Origin of the sequence: Methylobacterium aquaticum (assembly GCF_001043915.1) — a bacterium.
In the GTDB taxonomy this organism is placed as follows: Bacteria; Pseudomonadota; Alphaproteobacteria; order Rhizobiales; family Beijerinckiaceae; genus Methylobacterium; species Methylobacterium aquaticum.
Genome location: NZ_LABX01000028.1, coordinates 18,341 through 35,108, shown reverse-complemented (window position 1 = coordinate 35,108; position 16,768 = coordinate 18,341). Strand labels below are relative to the sequence as shown.

General features: G+C 72.2%; 14 protein-coding genes. 8 read left to right on the top strand and 6 right to left on the bottom strand.

Annotated elements, in window-relative coordinates; genetic code table 11:
• Positions 1 to 308: 308 nt before the first annotated feature.
• Positions 309 to 1,130, bottom strand: coding sequence for a tetratricopeptide repeat protein (locus VP06_RS03570; RefSeq protein ID WP_048462468.1), 822 nt, complete (start codon positions 1,128 to 1,130; stop codon positions 309 to 311).
• Positions 1,131 to 1,333: 203 nt separating this feature from the next.
• Between VP06_RS03570 and VP06_RS03565 the strand changes: the two genes are divergently transcribed.
• Positions 1,334 to 2,737: a leucyl aminopeptidase family protein gene (locus VP06_RS03565; protein WP_048462467.1), complete on the top strand. Its 1,404-nt coding sequence runs from the start codon at positions 1,334 to 1,336 to the stop codon at positions 2,735 to 2,737.
• Here the strand turns inward: VP06_RS03565 and VP06_RS03560 are convergent.
• Both VP06_RS03560 and VP06_RS03555 read right to left on the bottom strand, forming a co-directional pair.
• On the bottom strand, positions 2,701 to 3,663 hold the full coding sequence (locus VP06_RS03560; protein WP_048462466.1) for an EcsC family protein: 963 nt from the start codon (positions 3,661 to 3,663) through the stop codon (positions 2,701 to 2,703). The genes VP06_RS03565 and VP06_RS03560 overlap by 37 nt on opposite strands.
• Before the next feature lie 84 nt (positions 3,664 to 3,747).
• Entirely contained in the window at positions 3,748 to 5,094 is a 1,347-nt protein-coding gene (locus VP06_RS03555) for an AmpG family muropeptide MFS transporter (protein ID WP_048462473.1), read from the bottom strand.
• A gap of 287 nt (positions 5,095 to 5,381) precedes the next feature.
• On the opposite strand from VP06_RS03555, the gene VP06_RS03550 reads away from it, so the two are divergent.
• Positions 5,382 to 6,449: a PAS domain-containing protein gene (locus VP06_RS03550; RefSeq protein ID WP_048462472.1), complete on the top strand. Its 1,068-nt coding sequence runs from the start codon at positions 5,382 to 5,384 to the stop codon at positions 6,447 to 6,449.
• Entirely contained in the window at positions 6,446 to 6,874 is a 429-nt protein-coding gene (locus tag VP06_RS03545) for a response regulator (RefSeq protein ID WP_048462465.1), read from the top strand. The genes VP06_RS03550 and VP06_RS03545 overlap by 4 nt, the downstream gene beginning before the upstream one ends.
• 333 nt (positions 6,875 to 7,207) lie before the next feature.
• Here VP06_RS03545 and VP06_RS03540 read toward each other — a convergent pair whose 3' ends face one another.
• Positions 7,208 to 7,906: a fumarylacetoacetate hydrolase family protein gene (locus VP06_RS03540; RefSeq protein ID WP_048462464.1), complete on the bottom strand. Its 699-nt coding sequence runs from the start codon at positions 7,904 to 7,906 to the stop codon at positions 7,208 to 7,210.
• Between the two features lie 137 nt (positions 7,907 to 8,043).
• Here VP06_RS03540 and VP06_RS03535 point away from each other — a divergent pair, with 137 nt between their 5' ends.
• Positions 8,044 to 9,489 carry an FAD-binding oxidoreductase gene (locus tag VP06_RS03535; protein ID WP_048462463.1) on the top strand — a complete coding sequence of 482 codons (1,446 nt, stop codon included), beginning with the start codon at positions 8,044 to 8,046 and terminating at the stop codon, positions 9,487 to 9,489.
• Positions 9,486 to 10,556, top strand: a complete 1,071-nt coding sequence (locus VP06_RS03530; RefSeq protein WP_048462462.1) for a hypothetical protein — start codon at positions 9,486 to 9,488, stop codon at positions 10,554 to 10,556. The genes VP06_RS03535 and VP06_RS03530 overlap by 4 nt, the downstream gene beginning before the upstream one ends.
• 8 nt (positions 10,557 to 10,564) lie before the next feature.
• On the opposite strand, the gene VP06_RS03525 is transcribed toward VP06_RS03530, so the two are convergent.
• The gene (locus VP06_RS03525; protein WP_048462461.1) at positions 10,565 to 12,421 is read right to left on the bottom strand and encodes an HAD-IIIC family phosphatase; all 1,857 of its coding nucleotides are present in this window, start codon (positions 12,419 to 12,421) and stop codon (positions 10,565 to 10,567) included.
• Positions 12,418 to 12,660, bottom strand: coding sequence for an acyl carrier protein (locus VP06_RS03520; RefSeq protein ID WP_048462460.1), 243 nt, complete (start codon positions 12,658 to 12,660; stop codon positions 12,418 to 12,420). The genes VP06_RS03525 and VP06_RS03520 overlap by 4 nt, the downstream gene beginning before the upstream one ends.
• A 156-nt stretch (positions 12,661 to 12,816) precedes the next feature.
• On the opposite strand from VP06_RS03520, the gene VP06_RS03515 reads away from it, so the two are divergent.
• From VP06_RS03515 to VP06_RS03505, 3 genes are read left to right on the top strand one after another with little or no spacing between them, the layout of a single operon-like run.
• On the top strand, positions 12,817 to 15,174 hold the full coding sequence (locus VP06_RS03515) for a xanthine dehydrogenase family protein molybdopterin-binding subunit (RefSeq protein ID WP_048462459.1): 2,358 nt from the start codon (positions 12,817 to 12,819) through the stop codon (positions 15,172 to 15,174).
• On the top strand, positions 15,171 to 15,482 hold the full coding sequence (locus tag VP06_RS03510) for a DUF2218 domain-containing protein (RefSeq protein ID WP_048462458.1): 312 nt from the start codon (positions 15,171 to 15,173) through the stop codon (positions 15,480 to 15,482). Before VP06_RS03515 ends, VP06_RS03510 begins: the two co-directional genes overlap by 4 nt.
• A 47-nt stretch (positions 15,483 to 15,529) precedes the next feature.
• Positions 15,530 to 16,765, top strand: coding sequence for an aminopeptidase (locus VP06_RS03505; RefSeq protein ID WP_048462457.1), 1,236 nt, complete (start codon positions 15,530 to 15,532; stop codon positions 16,763 to 16,765).
• Positions 16,766 to 16,768: the final 3 nt, after the last annotated feature.

Sequence of the window (16,768 nt, the reverse complement as noted above, 5' to 3'; positions counted from 1 at the left end):
CCTAAGCAGATTTCGCCGCAATGGTCACCGGTTCGGCAGCGGAAATCTGCGATCAAACAAGAATCGGAGCGGACGAAGCGTTGGCCTGCCAACGCACGTCTGCTTAGAACGGCGCGGCCCGGCGCTCGGCGCACACCACGACGAGAGCGGCCTCCACGCCTGAGGGACGGACGATCCACCGGACGTCAGGCCGCCGTGATGTCCCGTGAGCGGCGAGCCGTCCGGTTGCCGGCGGGACGAGGGCGCGACCCCCGCCATTCCGCTCGTCCAGACAGCATGGGCCGGTGACGGACCGTCACCGGACCGCCTCACATCGCGGACGCGCCCCCGTGCGGCGCCTTCGTCCGCTCGGCCGACCTGATCGCCTTCCAGGCGTTGGGCTGAGACACGACGGCGCGGAGCGCCGCCACATTCTGCGCCGCCTGCGTCGGGCCGAGGTCGCGGACCAGCACCTGCTCGGCCTCGCCGAAGCGGCCCTGGAGGCCGAGGACCAGGGCGAGGTTCTGGCGCACCCGGCCGTCGGCGCGGGGATCGTTGCTCGCCTGGCGCAACGTGGCTTCGGCCTCGGGCAGGCGCTTGGCGAGCGCATAGGACAGCCCGAGATTCGACATCACCGACGGCTCGCCGGGCACGATCTTGAGCGCGGCCTCGTAATAGCGCTGGGCCTGGACGTGGTCGCCCATCTGGTCGGCCACGGCGCCTTGCGCCGAGAGCACGCGCCAGTCGGGATTGGCCGGCGAATGGGCGTTGCGCAGAACCTCCGCCGCCTCGGCGTAGCGGCCGACCTCGGACAGGCTCTTGCCGTAGGCGGCGAGCACCGCCGGATTCTTCGGGTTGCGCAGGGCCGTCTGTTGCAGGACCGCCGTGGCCTGGGCGGCTTGGTCGGTCGCCCGCAGAGCCTGAGCGTAGGCCATGGCGGTGCCGATATCGCCCGGGTCCTTCTCGTAGCGGGACGCGAGACGCTCGATGTCGCGCCGGGCGGTGTCCGGCGGGATGCTGGCATCGATCGAGCCGGTGGTGAAGGGCTGGCGCGACCAGCACCCGGACGCCATCAAGGCCACCATGCCGACGACGGCGAGCCGCCGCAAGGCATTCGAGCGGGCGGGACGGGTCTCGACGGTCGCGGGCATCGGCCACTCCAGGGACGGGCCTGGGATGTGGCAATCCCGCTCCCACGGCCCTCGTGGCTCTGGTGATAGATCGTTAACCCTAATGACCCGTTAACGCGACAGCCTCTCCGGCGGCGCGGACGTCGGGACGGGTGGGAGCCGGCATTGACAACCGCACCGTATTGTCTCCCCCTCCGGCGCTTCGCCGAGCGTTGAAGGAAGGGATGCCCCGCGTGACCACGCTCCTGCCCGCGACCGAGGACGCCATCCCGATCCTCTGCGTCGACGCTGCCGGCTGGCCTAGCGTCGCAGCCGCGCTGCCGCCCCTTGCCGCCGCCTTCGCGACGGCCACCGGGTTCGAGGCGAAGCCCGGCCGGACCGCCCTGCTGCCGGGCCCGGACGGGGCGCTGGCCTGCGTGCTGTTCGGGGTCGAGGCCGGGGACCGGGCCGATCCGTTCGCGGTCGGGCGCCTGCCCGATGCCCTGCCCGAGGGAACCTATCGCCTCGAATCCCTGCCCGGCGATCCGGCGCTCGCGGCCCTCGCCTGGCGGCTCTCGGGCTACCGCTTCGGCCGCTACCGCGAGAAGCCGGCACCCAAGGCCCGGCTGGTCGCGCCCGAGGGCATCGACGCCGCCGAGATCGACCGCATCGCCGCGGCCGTCGCGGCCGGCCGCGACCTCGTGAACACCCCCGCCAACGACCTCGGCCCGGCGGAGATCGAGGCGGCGGCCCGGGCTCTCGCCGCGCGCTTCGGCGCCGCCGTCACGGTGGTCTCGGGCCAGGCCCTGGACGAGGGCTTTCCGCTCATCGCGGCGGTCGGCCGGGCCTCGCCGCGGGCACCCCGCCTGATCGACCTCACCTGGGGCGATTCAGGCGCGCCGCGCGTGACCCTCGTCGGCAAGGGGGTGGTGTTCGATACTGGCGGCCTCGACATCAAGCCCTCCGCCGCGATGCTGCTGATGAAGAAGGACATGGCCGGGGCCGCGGTGGCCCTCGCCGCGGCCGAGATGGTGATGGGCGCCGGGCTGCCGATCCGGCTGCGGGTGCTGGTCCCGACGGTCGAGAACGCGATTGCCGGCGACGCCTTCCGCCCCGGCGACGTGCTGGCGAGCCGCAAGGGTCTCACCGTGGAGATCGGCAACACCGACGCGGAGGGGCGGCTGATCCTGGCCGACGCGCTGGCGCTGGCCGACGAGGAGGCGCCCGAGCTGGTCTTCGACTTCGCCACCCTGACGGGGGCGGCCCGGGTCGCACTCGGACCCGACCTGCCGGCCCTGTTCACCGAGGATGACGGGCTGGCGGCAGAGCTGACCGAGACCGGTCTCGCCGTCAACGATCCGGTCTGGCGGATGCCGCTCTGGGCGCCCTACGGCTCGCTGCTCGAGTCCAAGGTGGCCGACATCAACAACGTCTCGGGGGGCCCCTTCGCCGGGGCGGTGACCGCCGCATTGTTCCTGCGCCGCTTCGCCCCGGCGGCCAAGGCCCATATCCATCTCGATCTCTACGGCTGGAACCCGAGCACGAAGCCGGGTCGGCCGGAGGGCGGCGAGGTGCAGACCGCGCGCCTCGTCTACGCCCTGCTGAAACGCCGCTACGCGGTGGCGAGGGACGCCCGCTCCGCCTCGTAGGCTTCCCGCACCAGGGCCTTGCCGTAGCGGCGTTCCAGCCGCCGCACGGTGAAGTGGCCGCGGGCCACGGCCTGGAAATGGTCCATGAAGGCGGTGTTGACGGCCGCTCCCCCGAGGGCGCCGAGCACCGGCACCGCCTGGGCGGCGAGCTTCTGCGAGACCACGCCGCCGAAGCGGGCCCCGACCTGGCCGGCAAAGCGGAGAAGGGCCGGCGCGCTCTCGTCGACGAGGCCGCGGCCGGCAGCGTAGCGGGCCGCCTCCGACATCGCCTTGGCGAGGGCGCCGCGGACGGCGAAATAGCCGCTCTCGGCCGCGCTCCCGGCGCCGCCTTCGCCTTGCGTGGGGCCACGGCCGCCGAGCGCGAAGACCTGCATGCAGGCGAGGGCGGCTTCCGGATCGGCCAGGTCCTCGCCCTCGCGCTGGGCGATCTCGGCGATCGAGCGGAGCATCAGGGTGGTGGAGATCGGCAGTTCCACCGCCAGCGTGGTGATGCCGAAGGCGCCCCCGATCGCGCCCGAGACCGCCGCCAGCGCCTTGTGGCCGCGATCGCCCGGCGGGAAGCGCTCCAGCAACTCCATGGCCTTGGTCCGCCAGGACGGCGACAGATCCGGGCCGAGCGGCACCAGGGCGCCCTGGTCCACGGACGCCTCGGCGGTCTTCGGCAGGGTCGCCAGGGCGACGTGCAGGGCGCCGCGCATCGCGGTCTCGGTGGCGTGGCCAACCGCCTCGACGACCGGGGCCGGCAGGGCGCGGGTGATGAGGTCGAGGGGGCCGCCGGCCATGGCGGAGAGCCGGCCGGCGAGGCTCGGACGCTCCAGAGCCGCGACGGCCCGGCGCAGGGCGCCGTGATCCTCAGCGCTCAACGGCTCCGGCGCACCGACCGGGACGGGGGACGGGGCTGGCTCGACGGCGACGATCTCGGACACGGGCGCTCCCTCGCGGACGACAGGCACGGGAGGAAAGCTGGGGCGCCGGGGGCGGGTTCCGCAAGGGGCGGCCATTGCCATTCGTCAGGCCCGTGCCGGCACCTCCTCCGACGGGGCCGGCGCCGGCCCCCGGGTCTCGCCCGGAAGCAGCCGGAGGGCGAGGCAGAGCAGCGTGACCGGGATGCCGATGGCCGCGGTCATGACGAAGAAGGCCGGGTAGCCGAAGGACTCGACGGCGAAGCCCGACAGGCCGCCGACGAACTTGCCCGGCAGGGCGTAGAGCGAGGAGAGCAGGGCGTATTGCGTCGCCGCGAAGGCCGGCGAGGTCAGGCCCGACATGTAGGCGATCAGCGCCGTGCCGGCGAAGGCCCCGGCGAAGTTGTCGATGCTGATGCTGGCGACGAGGAGCGGCAGGTCGTGGCCGGCAAGCGCCAGCCAGGCGAACATCAGGTTCGAGGCCGAGGCGGCGATGCCGCCGATCAGCAGCGCCGGGTAGAGCCCGAGCCGGCTCACCGCGATGCCCCCCGCGAAAGCCCCGGCGATGCCGACCCAGACGCCGTAGACCTTCGACACCGTGGCGATCTCCGACAGGGAGAACGTCATGTCGATGTAGAGCGGGTTGGCCATGATGCCCGAGACGATGTCGGGCAGGCGGTAGACGGTGATCAGCGCCAGGATCAGCACCAGCCCGGAGCCCTTGCGGGCGACGAGATCCGCGAAGGGCTCGACCACCGCCTCGCGCAGGGCATGGCGCCAGCCGCGCCGGGGGCCGGGATCGCGCGCCTGCACCATCGGCGCCGCCAGCGTGCCGGCGACGGCGATCCCCATCAGGAGCGCCATGCTGCCATAGGCCGGGGCCCAGCCGAAGGCATCGGCCACGAAGAGCGCCCCGGCTCCGGCGCAGATGCGGGCGAGGCTGTAGCCGAGCTGGTAGGAGGCCAGCATCATGCCCTGGCGCTCGGTCGGCGCAGAATCGATGCGCCAGCCGTCGACGACGATGTCCTGGGTCGCCGAGGCGAAGGCGACGACCAGCGCGCAGACCACGGTATAGCCCAGCGCGTTCGCCGGATCGGACCGGCTCATGGCGATCAGGCCCGCCGCCACGGCGAGTTGCGCCAGCAGCATCCAGGCCCGGCGGCGGCCGAGCCACCGCGACAGGACCGGCAGGTCGATGCGGTCGATGACCGGGGCCCAGAGGAACTTCAGCGTATAGGCGAGCGACACGTAGCTGAGGAGCCCGATGCTCGACCGGTCGATGCCGGCGCTGCGCAGCCAGGCCGACAGGGTGGCGAAGACGAGCAGGAGCGGCAGCCCGGCGCCGAAGCCGAGCACCAGCATCAGGGCCATCTGCCGGTCCGCCAGCACGTCCCGCAGGGTGGCACGGGTGCGGGCGAGCCAGCCCGCGCCCTCTGTCCCGGCCGTCGTCGTCATCGTGATCGTCATCCCCCGAGCATGAGGCGGCGCGTGCGGCCGTGGCGGCAGCTGCACAGTTGACCCCGGCATGTGGGCGGGATCATGATGGACGAAGAATTAACATTGTGTCCACCGCAGCTTACATGCGCAGCGGGGAACCCCGCCCGCTGTCGCGGGTTCGCTGAAGTTCAGGGGCTGCGGTCCCGTTCCGCCGCGGATCCTCCGGGCGGGGCTGGCCGCGGACGGGCGGGTTGTCGATGATCGGGTTGGATGCTCCGAGGCAGGTCGGGATCGGGCAGGCCGAGATGGCGAGGCACGCCGCCGACGCGCCGTTCCTGGCCGCCTTCCGCGCCAGCGAGGCGCCGATGGTGATGACCGACCCGGCCCGACCCGACAACCCGATCGTGTTCGCCAACGACGCCTTCTGCCGTCTCACCGGCTACGCAGCCGAGGACGTGCTCGGGCGCAACTGCCGCTTCCTCCAGGGGCCCGACACCGATCCCGCCGCCATCGCCCAGGTTCGGGACGCGGTGGCCCAAGGCGAATCGCTGCGGGTCGATCTCCTGAACTACCGCAAGGATGGCCTCCCGTTCTGGAACGCCATGACCCTCAGCCCGGTGCGGGACGAGGCGGGATCCGTCCGCTCCTATTTCGCGGTGCTCACCGACGTCACCCGGACCCACCGGACCGAGCGGGCGCTGATGCGGGAGAAGGACGCCCTCGCCCAGGATCTCGAGACGCGCAACCGGGCGCTCCAGGCGGCTCTCGACCAGCAGACTGCCCTGCTGCACGAGGTCGACCACCGGGTGAAGAACAACCTCCAGGTCATCTCGTCGCTGGTGCTGCTCAAGGCCCGGCGCTCCCGCGACGCCGCCTGCCGCGACGTGCTGCGCAGCATGGCCGACCGGATCGGGGCGCTGGCCACCGCCCACCGCCTGCTCTACGCGGTGAGCGACGTTGCCCGGTTCGACCTGCGCGACTTCGCCGCCGATTTCGCCGCCGACCTTGAAGCCGGGATCGACCCGGACCGGATCGCCCTCTCGGTCGATGTCGAGGCGGTGGCGGTGCCGGCCTCGATGGCCGCCCCCCTGGCGCTGCTGGTGCACGAGCTGGCGGTCAACGCGGTCCGGCACGCCTTCCCGGGCGAGCGGCACGGCCGCGTCGCCATCACGGCCCGGGCCGAGGATGCGAGCCTAATCCTCGACATCCGCGACGACGGCATCGGCATGCCGGCGCAGTCCGAGAATCCCGAAGGCTTCGGCCGCGACCTCGTCGGCATGCTGGTGCGCCAGCTGCGCGGCAGCCTCGCGGTCGAGGACCTGAATCCCGGCACCCACATCCACGTCGTCCTGCCGCTGGAAACCGGTCGTTGAGCGCGGGCGGCCTGCGGGTCCTGATCGTCGAGGACGAGGCGTTCATCGCCCTCGAACTCGAGTGCCTTCTGGAAGAGGCCGGCTATATCCCGGTCGGCGTCGCGGCCCGCTCGGGCGAGGCGATCGCGCTCGCCCGGGACCTCGCGCCCGACATCGCCCTCGTCGACATCCACCTCGCCGACGGCCCGACCGGCGTCGCGGTGGCGCAGGCCCTCACCGCCCGGCCCGGGACGACGGTGCTGTTCACCACCGCCAACGCCAAGCGCGTGCCGCCGGATTTCGCCGGGGCGGCGGGGATCATCGCCAAGCCGTATTCAGAGCGAGTGATCCGCGCGGCGCTCGCCTATGTCGACGGGCGGTATCACGGCGGTGCCCCGGCCGAGCCGCCGGACGGTGTCGTGCTGGCGCCTCGACATCACCCCTGACCGGATGCGGATCCGGGTCGCGGGCGGCTTGGCAGAGGCAGACCCCGCCTTTGAACGCATCAACCTGCTGTCAAACCAGACGCTTTCCCCTCCCCTTGTGGGGAGGGGATGTCCCGCGCCATCTGTTTCCCCGGACGGCCCTGCGAGCCGGGCGACGACAGTTCGACCGGAATTCTCCTGGCGATCGGCGCACCGGCTCAGCAGATTTCGCCGAAGTGGTCACCGGTTCGGCGGCAACAATCTGCGATCAAACAAGAGCCTAAGCGGGCGAAGCGTCGGCCCGCCAACGCAAGTCTGCTGAGGCCGGCCTCGTGGCACGAGACCGTGACGGCGTCAGACGACGGTCAGGCGGATCTCGCCGACGCCCTCGATCGACCCGACCATGGTCTGACCGTGGGTCACCGCACCGACGCCCTCCGGCGTCCCGGCGAAGATCACGTCGCCGGGCTCGAGCGCGAAATAGGTCGAGAGATAGGCGATCTGCTCGGCCACCGACCAGATCATGTCGGAGAGGTCGCCCTTCTGGCGCAGCGTGCCGTCGACCGACAGCGTGATCGCGCCCTTGTCCGGGTGGCCGATGACGGAGGCGGGCTTGAGCGTGCCGACCGGGCCCGACAGATCGGAGGCTTTGCCCAGTTCCCACGAGCGCCGCAGCGCCTTGGCCTCGTCCTGGAGGTCGCGGCGGGTCATGTCGAGGCCGACGGCGTAGCCGTAGACGTGGTCGAGGGCCTGGGTCACCGGGATGTCGCGCCCGCCCTTGGAGAGGGCCACCACCAGCTCGATTTCGTGGTGGTAATTCTCGGTCTTCGGCGGATAGGGATGCGCCACCGTCTCGCCGTCCGGCACCACCTGGAGAGCGTCGGCGGGTTTCATGAAGAAGAACGGCGGCTCGCGGGTCGGGTCGGCGCCCATCTCCCGGGCATGGGCGGCGAAGTTGCGCCCGACGCAGTAGACCCGGCGCACGGGAAACAGGTCGTCGGTGCCTTGGATCGGGAGCGCGATGCGCGGCGGGTTCGGGATCACGGAGAGCATGGGCCTGCTGTCTCGGGCGAAGGGTCGCGATGGGCCGCGCATCTTGGAAAAAGGGCCGGCCGACCGTTATCTAGAGGGCGGTGCCGCGGGGCGCCATCCCGCTCCGCCGCAACCCCCTCCCTCGTGATCCCGCTCCCGTGACCGACAGCCTGCTCGACACCCTCGCGGCCCGCCTCGGGCCGGCACACGTCCTCACCGACGCGACCGACATCGCCCCCCATCTCGACGAGACCCGCCGCCTCTATCGCGGCCAGGCGGTCGCGGTCGTGCGGCCGCGCGACACCGCGGAGGTCGCCGCCGTGGTCGCCGCCTGCGCCGCGGCCCGGGTGCCGGTGGTGGCTCAGGGCGGCAATACCGGGCTCGTCGGCGGCGGCGTGCCGTTCGGCGGCGTGGTGATCTCGCTCGCCCGCCTCGACCGGGTGCGGGCGGTCGATCCGCTGGACGCCACCATCACGGTCGAGGCCGGCTGCGTGCTCGCCCATGTCCAGCAGGCGGCGGAGGCGGCCGGGATGCTGTTTCCGCTGTCGCTGGCGTCCGAAGGCTCGTGCCGGATCGGCGGCAACCTCGCCACCAATGCGGGTGGCACCGCCGTGCTCGCCTACGGCAATGCCCGCGAGCTGACGCTGGGGCTCGAGGTGGTGCTGGCGGATGGCCAGGTCTGGAACGGGCTGCGCGCCCTGCGAAAGGATAATTCCGGCTACGACCTGAAGAACCTGTTCGTCGGCTCGGAAGGAACGCTCGGCATCATCACGGCGGCCGTGCTGCGGCTGCACCCCAGGCCGGTCTCGACCGCCACCGCTTTCCTGGGCCTCGCCTCGGCCCGCGCCGCGCTCGATGCCTTCGGGACCCTGCGCGGCCGGCTCGGATCCCGGCTCACCGCCTTCGAATACGTGCCGCGCTTCCCCCTGGAGGTGGTGCTGCGCCACCTGCCCGGCGCCGTGCGCCCGCTCGCCGGCGACCACTCGTCTTACGCCCTCGTGGAGATCTCCTCGCCGGATCCCGACGCCGAGGAGGAGCTTTTGTCGCGCTTGAGCGAGCTGATCGAAGCCGGTCTCGTCGAGGACGCGGTGATGGCCCGCAGCGCGGCGCAAGGCGCCGCCCTGTGGCGCCTGCGCGAGAGCCTGTCGGAGATGCAGGGGCACGAGGGCGGCTCGATCAAGCACGACGTCTCGGTTCCGGTCTCCCGGGTGGCGGAGTTCCTGGAGCGGGCGACCGCCGCCTGCGAGGCGGCCCTGCCGGGCGTGCGGGTCTGCGCCTTCGGCCATTTCGGTGACGGCAACATCCACTTCAACCTGACCCAGCCGGTCGGGGCCGAGAAGGCGGCCTTCCTGGCCGAGTGGCCGCGCGTCAACCGCATCGTCCACGACATCGTTCATGCCATGGACGGCTCGATCGCCGCCGAGCACGGGGTCGGGCTGATCAAGCGCGACGAATTGCCCCGCTACAAGGACCCGGTCGCCCTCGACCTGATGCGCCGCCTCAAGGGCGCCCTCGACCCGCTCGGCATCCTCAATCCCGGGAAGGTGCTGAGGCCCGCGGAGGGCGGGCCGGAGGCGTTCCCGGCCCAAATCCCGGCCTCATGATCCCGTTCTTCCGCCAAGCGCCCGCCGCCCCGGCAGGACTCACCGCAGCCTCCCTCCTCGGCGCTTTCGAGAGCCTCGGCGACAATTGCGAGTTCGGCATCGCCCAGCGCTATGCCGGGGCCGATCCCCTCGGGCTGTTCCGGCTCTCCTCGACGCCGCTCGCCGACCTCACCCACGCGGTCGAGACGCGCTTTGCCCATTACGGCGGGGCGGACGACATCGAGGTCCGGGTCGGGGCCGGCGGCTACCTGTTCTGCCATAGCCGCCGGTACGGCTTCGCCTACCATACGGGCGACATGGCGCCCCACGTGAACCCGGCCGACATTCTCGGCCGTGAGATCCGCCGGGTGGCCTATCTCAAGGACCGGCTGCTCGCCGACCTCGCCGCCGGGGACAAGATCCTCGTCCGCAAGGGGCCACCCGCGGAGACCGAGGGCGCGGTGCGCCGCCTCTTCGCAGCCCTGCGGGCGATCGGCCCGGTGACGCTGCTGCGGGTCTGCGAGGCGGGCGAGATCCCGCCGGGCCGGGTCGTCTGGCGCGGCGAGGGCCTGATGCAGGGCACGCTGCCGCGCTTTGCCCCCTACGCCGCAGCGACGGATGCCGACCTGCCGGGCTGGCTCGCCGTCTGCGGCCGTGCCTACGCCCTGCACCACAGCCTGGTCGATCCGCCATCCCTGGCGCCGGACGGCCCGCCGCTGTTGTCGGCGCCCGAGACCGTCCGCCACGCCCTCGACACCGCGTCGCCCGATCCGGGCACGCTGATCGGCTCCCGGTCGGTCACCGGGTTGCGGGGGAACCGCCTCCACGTCGTCGCGGCGGAGATTCGCCTGCCCGAGGGCTTTTGCGGGACCCGGGCCGCCCTCACCTTCCCCGACGCTCCCGCCCATGCCCGCCGCGAGGCCGATCCCGCCCGCCGCGGCGATTGGCAGACGATCTACACCGCCACCAAGACGCGCAAGCGCCAGACCGAGGCGGAGATCGGGCTGCTTCTGGCCGGTCCCGCCGGCACGGCGGTCGAGACGCGGCACTGGCGGGTGACGGAGGGATGCTTGCCGGGGGTGGGGTGAATGCGCGGTCAGCCCGGCTCCACCACCATCGGCAGATCTGGCGGCGGCCGATATCCCGCGACGTCGAGCACCCACCGCCCCTCGCCGTCAGCGACGAAGCCGAGGCGCGGATAGAGATCCGCCACCATCCCGTTGCGCCCGCTCGGCCGGTAGAGGCCGACGAGGCGCCGGGCGCCCCGGCGTGCGGCCTCGGCCGCCAGGACCGCGAGAATTCCCTCCTCGACCCGTCGCCCGATCACCCGGCAGCTCATCAGCCAGGTCTCGACGACGAGATCGTCGCGTGCGCGCCGGGCGATGACGACCGCGATCACGCCATTGTCGCCGAGCCGATCGACGAGGCGCAGCTGGAGCGTGACGGCGTCCGGATCGTCGATCAGCGCGGCGGCCTCGGCCTCGCGCAGGCGCCGGGTGGTGAGGTTGAACTGGTTCGTCTTGTTGACGAGCTGGACGATGCGCGCGAGCCCGAGCGCGTCGAACGGGCGCCCGATGAGCCGCATGCCGAGTCCCGCGAGAGTGGTGGCGAGATCGGCGTCACGGGCCTCCCGGCGGACGGGGTCTCGCGCGTAGGCGCCGGCTCGCCCGCGATCCTCGTCCGTCAGGGTCACGGCCTCGAAGTAGCCCGCATCGGCGAGGCAGCGGGCGACCAGGGCCGGTTCCTCCGGCACCTCCGGCACCGCCACCATCGGCAGGTGATCGCGCACCAGGGCGCGCTCGAACGGGTTGTCGTCGACGAAGACCAGCGCGTCGAGGCCGAGCCGGAGATCCGCCGCGATGCGCCGGAGATTCGTCGCCTTGTCGTCCCAGTTGGCCACGAAGGCCGCGACGTCGGAGAGGCGCAGGAGCATGTCGGGATGCTCCCGGAAGGGCATTCGGGCGGTCTCGGGATCGTTCTTCGAGCAGACCGCGAGCACGATGCCGCGGCGCACGAGGTCGCGGGCATAAGCCTGGAGCGCGAGGAAGGATTCTCCGAGCGCACTCCCCTGCCCGACGACGAGACCCGAGAGGCCGTCCTCGCCGATCGTCCCGCCCCACAACGTGTCGTCGAGATCGAGGACCAGCGCCTTGGCCGAGCGGCCGAGCCGGGCGCCGACGATCCGGGCCACGAGGTCGCCGTAGAGGGGTGCCGCGGCCGGGGTCACCGCCTGGCGGGCCCGCAGCCACAGGGCCGGATCATGCCAGGCGTCGAGGCCGTGGCGCGCGACCGCGTCGTCGAGGGCGAGGAGATCGACCCCTTCGGCCTCCGCCGCATCCCGCAGGGCGGCGTTGAGGCGCAAGGTTCGAGCCGCAAGCGAGCCCGGCATCCGGTGCTCGTTGCCGCCCATCAGCGGCAAGGCGGCCGGCAGCAGCGTCTGCTGGATGAGGGTGCAGCCATGCGCCGCCCGCGCCCGGGCCCAGAGCGATGTCAGCCCGCCGAGTGCCTCGGCGAGGCGAGCCGCCTCCGGCCCGGCGGCCGGGTCGCCCGGTCCGAGGAGGTCGGCCGGGTCGAGGGCGAGCAGCACGATGTCGGGCCGGACGGCGCGCAACGCAGCGCCGTCGATCTCCTGGCGGTACTGCCCATGGACGCCCTCCCACACGGTGAGACGCAGGTCGCGGCGCAAAGCCCCGACGCGGATCCCGGCGGCCAGGTGCGCGAGCGTCGAGGAGCCGAGCAGCGCCAGACGCACCGCCGGGCCGGCCGGAGACGCCTCCGGGAAACGCCGCTGCAAGGCCCGGTCGAGCCGGTTGGTCCGCGCCGGGTCGAGGCGGGTGCGGGCGAGCGCCACCAGGGCGTCCCAGGCTTGCCCTTCGGGCAGCGCCTCGGCGTCGGCGAGCCGGGCGGCGAAGTCCTGCGGCGGCGGCGGCAGCCAGGAGAGATCGGCGGTCACCGCGGCGCCTTGCGGGCGATGATCGCCGCGAGATCGCCGACGCTCGACAGCCCGTCGACCTCGCGGGTGGTGAGCTTGATGCCGAAGCGGGCCTCGACTGCGACGATGAGTTCGATCATCCGGGTCGAATCCCAGCCCTCGACATCCTCGGCGGTCAGCGCGGGCGTGAGCGGGACCGGCTCGCCGAACACCTCCTCGAACAGCGGGGCCAGAGCCGCGAGCGCGGAGTCGTCGGTCATGGTCGTGGGCCTCCCGGTACCGGCTCCGATGTAGCGTGGATCCCTGCCGTGACGCGAGCCGTGCCTTGCGCGCCGGGGTGGCCTGCCTGCTCACGGCTTGCATGGCGCGCCCGAGTTGATAGCTCAAGCGCACGAGACTCCCGGAGAGCCCCCGGCATGAACGCCCGTCCCGACGCCAGCGACTTCGCCACTCCGCAGAAATTCGGCATCGGCCAGCCGGTGAAGCGGGCCGAGGACCCGGTGCTGGTGCGGGGCGAGGGCCGCTACACCGACGACATCGCCCTGGAGGGCCAGGCTTACGGGGTGTTCGTGCGCAGCCCGGTCGCCCACGGCCATCTGCGGGGCATCGATGCCGGGCCGGTGCTCGCCATGCCGGGCGTCCTGGCGGTCATCACCGCCGCCGATCTCGACCAGTATGGGACGATCAGCAACGGCCTGCCGTTCAAGAACCAGGACGGCACGCCGATGCGCAAGCCGGCCCACCCTTCGCTGAGCATCGACCGGGTGCGCTATGTCGGCGAGCCGGTCGCCCTGGTGGTGGCCGAGACCCTGGCCGAAGCCCGCGACGCCGCCGAGGCCGTGGCGCTCGACATCGAGGACCTGCCCGTCGTCACGACCCCCGACGAGGCCGCCGCCGCGGGCGCCCCCCTCCTCCACGACGACGCACCCGGCAACCTCGCCCTCGATTTCCACACCGGTGACCGGGCGGCGACCGAGGCGGCTTTTGCCGAGGCCGCCCACATCGCCTCCCTCGATCTCCTCAACAACCGCCTCGTCATCAACCCGATGGAGCCGCGCTCCGCCATCGGCGTCTACGAGCCGGAGGACGGCCGCTTCACCCTGCATGTCGGCTCGCAGGGCGTGTTCGGCCTGCGCAACGCCCTCGCCGAGGGCGTGCTGAAGCTGCCCCGCGACAAGGTGCGGGTGCTCACCGGGAATGTCGGCGGCTCCTTCGGCATGAAGGCGCCGATCTATCCCGAGTATCTGCCGCTGCTGGAAGCCGCCAAGCGCCTCGGCCGGCCGGTGAAGTGGACCGACCTGCGCTCCGAGAGCTTCCTGTCCGACCATCACGGCCGCGACGTCGCGGTGACGGCGGACCTCGCGCTCGATGCGGAGGGCCGCTTCCTGGCCTTCCGGGTCAAGGGCCGGGCCAATATGGGGGCCTATCTCAACCCGCTCTCGCCCCTGTTCCAGACCGTCAACATCGCCCGCAACATGGTGGGCGTGTACCGCACCCCCGTCTTCGACGTGGAGGTGGAATGCCTGTTCAGCAACACCACGCCGATCGGCGCCTATCGGGGCGCCGGCCGGCCCGAGGGCAACTACTTCATCGAGCGCCTGATCGACACCGCCGCCGCCGAGACCGGGCACGACCGGGTGAGTCTACGCCGCCGCAACCACATCCGCCCGGCCGACATGCCGTACCGGGCCCCGTCCGGCCTGACCTACGACAGCGGCGATTTCCCGGCCGTGCTCGACCGGGCGCTGACGGCCGCCGACTGGGACGGGTTCGCCGGCCGGCGCGCCGAGAGCGAGGCCAGGGGCAAGCTCCGGGGCATCGGCATCGGCGATTATCTCGAGATCACCGCGCCGCCGACCAACGAGATGGGCGGGATCCGCTTCGAGGCCGACGGCACGGTGACGATCGTCACCGGAACCCTCGATTACGGCCAGGGCCACCTCACGCCCTTCGCCCAGATCCTGCACGACCGTCTCGGCATTCCAGTCGACCGGGTCCGGCTCGTCCAGGGCGACAGCGACCAGCTCATCGCCGGCGGCGGCACCGGTGGGTCGAAGTCGCTGATGGCGAGCGGCACGGCACTCGTCGAAGCCGGCGACCTCGTGATCGCCAAGGGCCGCGAGGCCGCCGCCGCGGTGCTGGAAGCCGGACCCGCCGACATCGAGTTCCGCGACGGCCGCTTCACCATCGCGGGCACCGACCGGGGCATCGGTCTCCTGGAACTGGCCGCCAAGGTGCGGGCCGGGCTGCCAGACCCGTCGGCGCCCAGGAGCCTCGACGTCGCCCACACCCACAAGGACTCCCCCTCGGCCTTCCCGAATGGCTGCCACGTCGCCGAGGTCGAGGTCGACCCCGAGACCGGGGTCGCGACGGTGGTGCGCTACACCACCGTCAACGATTTCGGCACGCTGGTGAACCCGATGCTGGTCGAGGGCCAGCTCCATGGCGGGGTGGTGCAGGGGATCGGCCAGGCGCTGATGGAGCGCACCGCCTATGACGAGCAGGGCCAGCTCGTGACCGGCTCGTTCATGGATTACTGCCTGCCGCGGGCCTCCGACGCGCCGTTCATGGGCTTCGAGAGCCACGCGGTGCCGGCCACCACCAACCCGCTCGGGGTGAAGGGCTGCGGCGAGGCCGGGTGCGCGGGCTCTCTGCCCTCCGTCATGAACGCCCTCGTCGATGCCCTGCGACCCCGCGGCATCCGCCACATCAACATGCCGGCGACCCCGCAGGCGATCTGGTCGGCCCTGCAACAGGCGGGAGAGGCGGCGTGAGCGAGCCCGTCACCCTGGCGGCGCAAGCCCGCATCGACACACAGAATGGCAGCCGCTACCTGACCCAGCTGTGCAAGCATTGGAGCCACAAATTCCCCGAGACGACCTTCACGCCGGAACGCGGCGTGGTGCCGTTCGGAGAGGACCGCCGCTTCACGGCGGAGGCCGATCCGGACGGCCTGACCCTGCGCGTCGAGGCGCCGGACCTGGAGACGCTCACCCGGATGCAGGGCGTGGTGGCCGAGCACCTCGCCCGCTTCGCCTTCCGGGAGGATCTCGGCGGGATCGCCTGGACGCGGGTGGTGTGAGACTCCACTGATATCGGCGTCACCATCCGCAGGGAGACGATTGTCACATGAGCACGCACGACGCCCGCCTCGACCGGCTCGCCGAGGTCGCCGTGAGGGTCGGGCTCGGGCTCCGGCCCGGGCAGGAACTGGTGATGACGGCGCCCCTCGAGGCGCTGCCGCTGGCCCGCCGCATCACGGTCCATGCCTACAAGGCCGGCGCCTCGGTGGTGACGACGCTGCTCGCCGACGACCAGGCGACGTTGGCACGCTTCGAGCACGGCCACGACGACGCCTTCGATAAGGCCGCCGGCTGGCTCTACGAGGGCATGGCGAGCGCCTATCGCGGCGGCGCGGCCCGCCTCGCCATCTCGGGCGACGACCCTTCGCTGCTCGCGGGCCAGAACCCCGACAAGGTGGCGCGTGCCAACCGCGCCCGGTCCAAGGCGTACATGCCGGCGCTCGAGCAGATCGCCAACTTCGCCACCAACTGGACCATCGTCTCGGCGGCGACTCCGGCCTGGGCCCGCACGGTCTTCCCGGACCTGCCCGAGGATCAGGCCGTCGCGCGCCTGTGGGACGCGATCTTTGCCGCCTCGCGGGTCGACGGGCCGGATCCGGTCGGCGCCTGGGAGGCCCATAACCGGGCGTTGCGCGACCGCACCGCTACCCTCAACGCCCGCCGCTACGCCGCCCTGCATGTCCGTGGGCCCGGCACCGACCTGACCGTCGGCCTCGCCGACGACCACGAATGGTGCGGGGGTGCAGCCACGGCGAAGAACGGGATCGTCTGCAACGCCAACATCCCGACCGAGGAGGTCTTCACCACGCCGCACAAGATGCGGGTGCACGGCCATGTCAGCGCGACCAAGCCCCTGTCCTACCAGGGCACCCTGATCGACGGGATCGCGGTGCGCTTCGAGGAAGGCCGCATCGTCGAAGCCTCGGCCCGCACAGGCGGCGACGTGCTGGCGAAGGTCATCGACACCGACGAGGGCGCGCGCCGCCTCGGCGAGGTCGCGCTGGTGCCGGCCTCCTCGCCGATCTCGGCCTCGGGGCTCCTGTTCTGCAACACCCTGTACGACGAGAACGCCGCGAGCCACATCGCCCTGGGCCAGGCCTACAGCAAGTGCTTCCGGGATGGCGGCGCGGGCCTGAGCGAGCAGGATCTGGCCGCGCGCGGCGCCAACCGCAGCCTGATCCACATCGACTGGATGATCGGCTCGGCCGAGGTCGACGTCGACGGCGTGACGGCCGACGGCCGGTCCGAGCCGCTGATGCGCCGGGGCGAGTGGGTCGACTGACCC

What these genes read in the sequence shown, in the direction of transcription:
- VP06_RS03555 (WP_048462473.1), bottom strand. Translation starts at nt 5,094, where the DNA reads ATGACGACGACGGCCGGGACAGAGGGCGCGGGCTGGCTCGCCCGCACC.
- VP06_RS03515 (WP_048462459.1), top strand. Translation starts at nt 12,817, where the DNA reads ATGAACGCCCGTCCCGACGCCAGCGACTTCGCCACTCCGCAGAAATTC.
- VP06_RS03570 (WP_048462468.1), bottom strand. Translation starts at nt 1,130, where the DNA reads ATGCCCGCGACCGTCGAGACCCGTCCCGCCCGCTCGAATGCCTTGCGG.
- VP06_RS03505 (WP_048462457.1), top strand. Translation starts at nt 15,530, where the DNA reads ATGAGCACGCACGACGCCCGCCTCGACCGGCTCGCCGAGGTCGCCGTG.
- VP06_RS03530 (WP_048462462.1), top strand. Translation starts at nt 9,486, where the DNA reads ATGATCCCGTTCTTCCGCCAAGCGCCCGCCGCCCCGGCAGGACTCACC.
- VP06_RS03565 (WP_048462467.1), top strand. Translation starts at nt 1,334, where the DNA reads ATGCCCCGCGTGACCACGCTCCTGCCCGCGACCGAGGACGCCATCCCG.
- VP06_RS03550 (WP_048462472.1), top strand. Translation starts at nt 5,382, where the DNA reads ATGGCGAGGCACGCCGCCGACGCGCCGTTCCTGGCCGCCTTCCGCGCC.
- VP06_RS03540 (WP_048462464.1), bottom strand. Translation starts at nt 7,906, where the DNA reads ATGCTCTCCGTGATCCCGAACCCGCCGCGCATCGCGCTCCCGATCCAA.
- VP06_RS03520 (WP_048462460.1), bottom strand. Translation starts at nt 12,660, where the DNA reads ATGACCGACGACTCCGCGCTCGCGGCTCTGGCCCCGCTGTTCGAGGAG.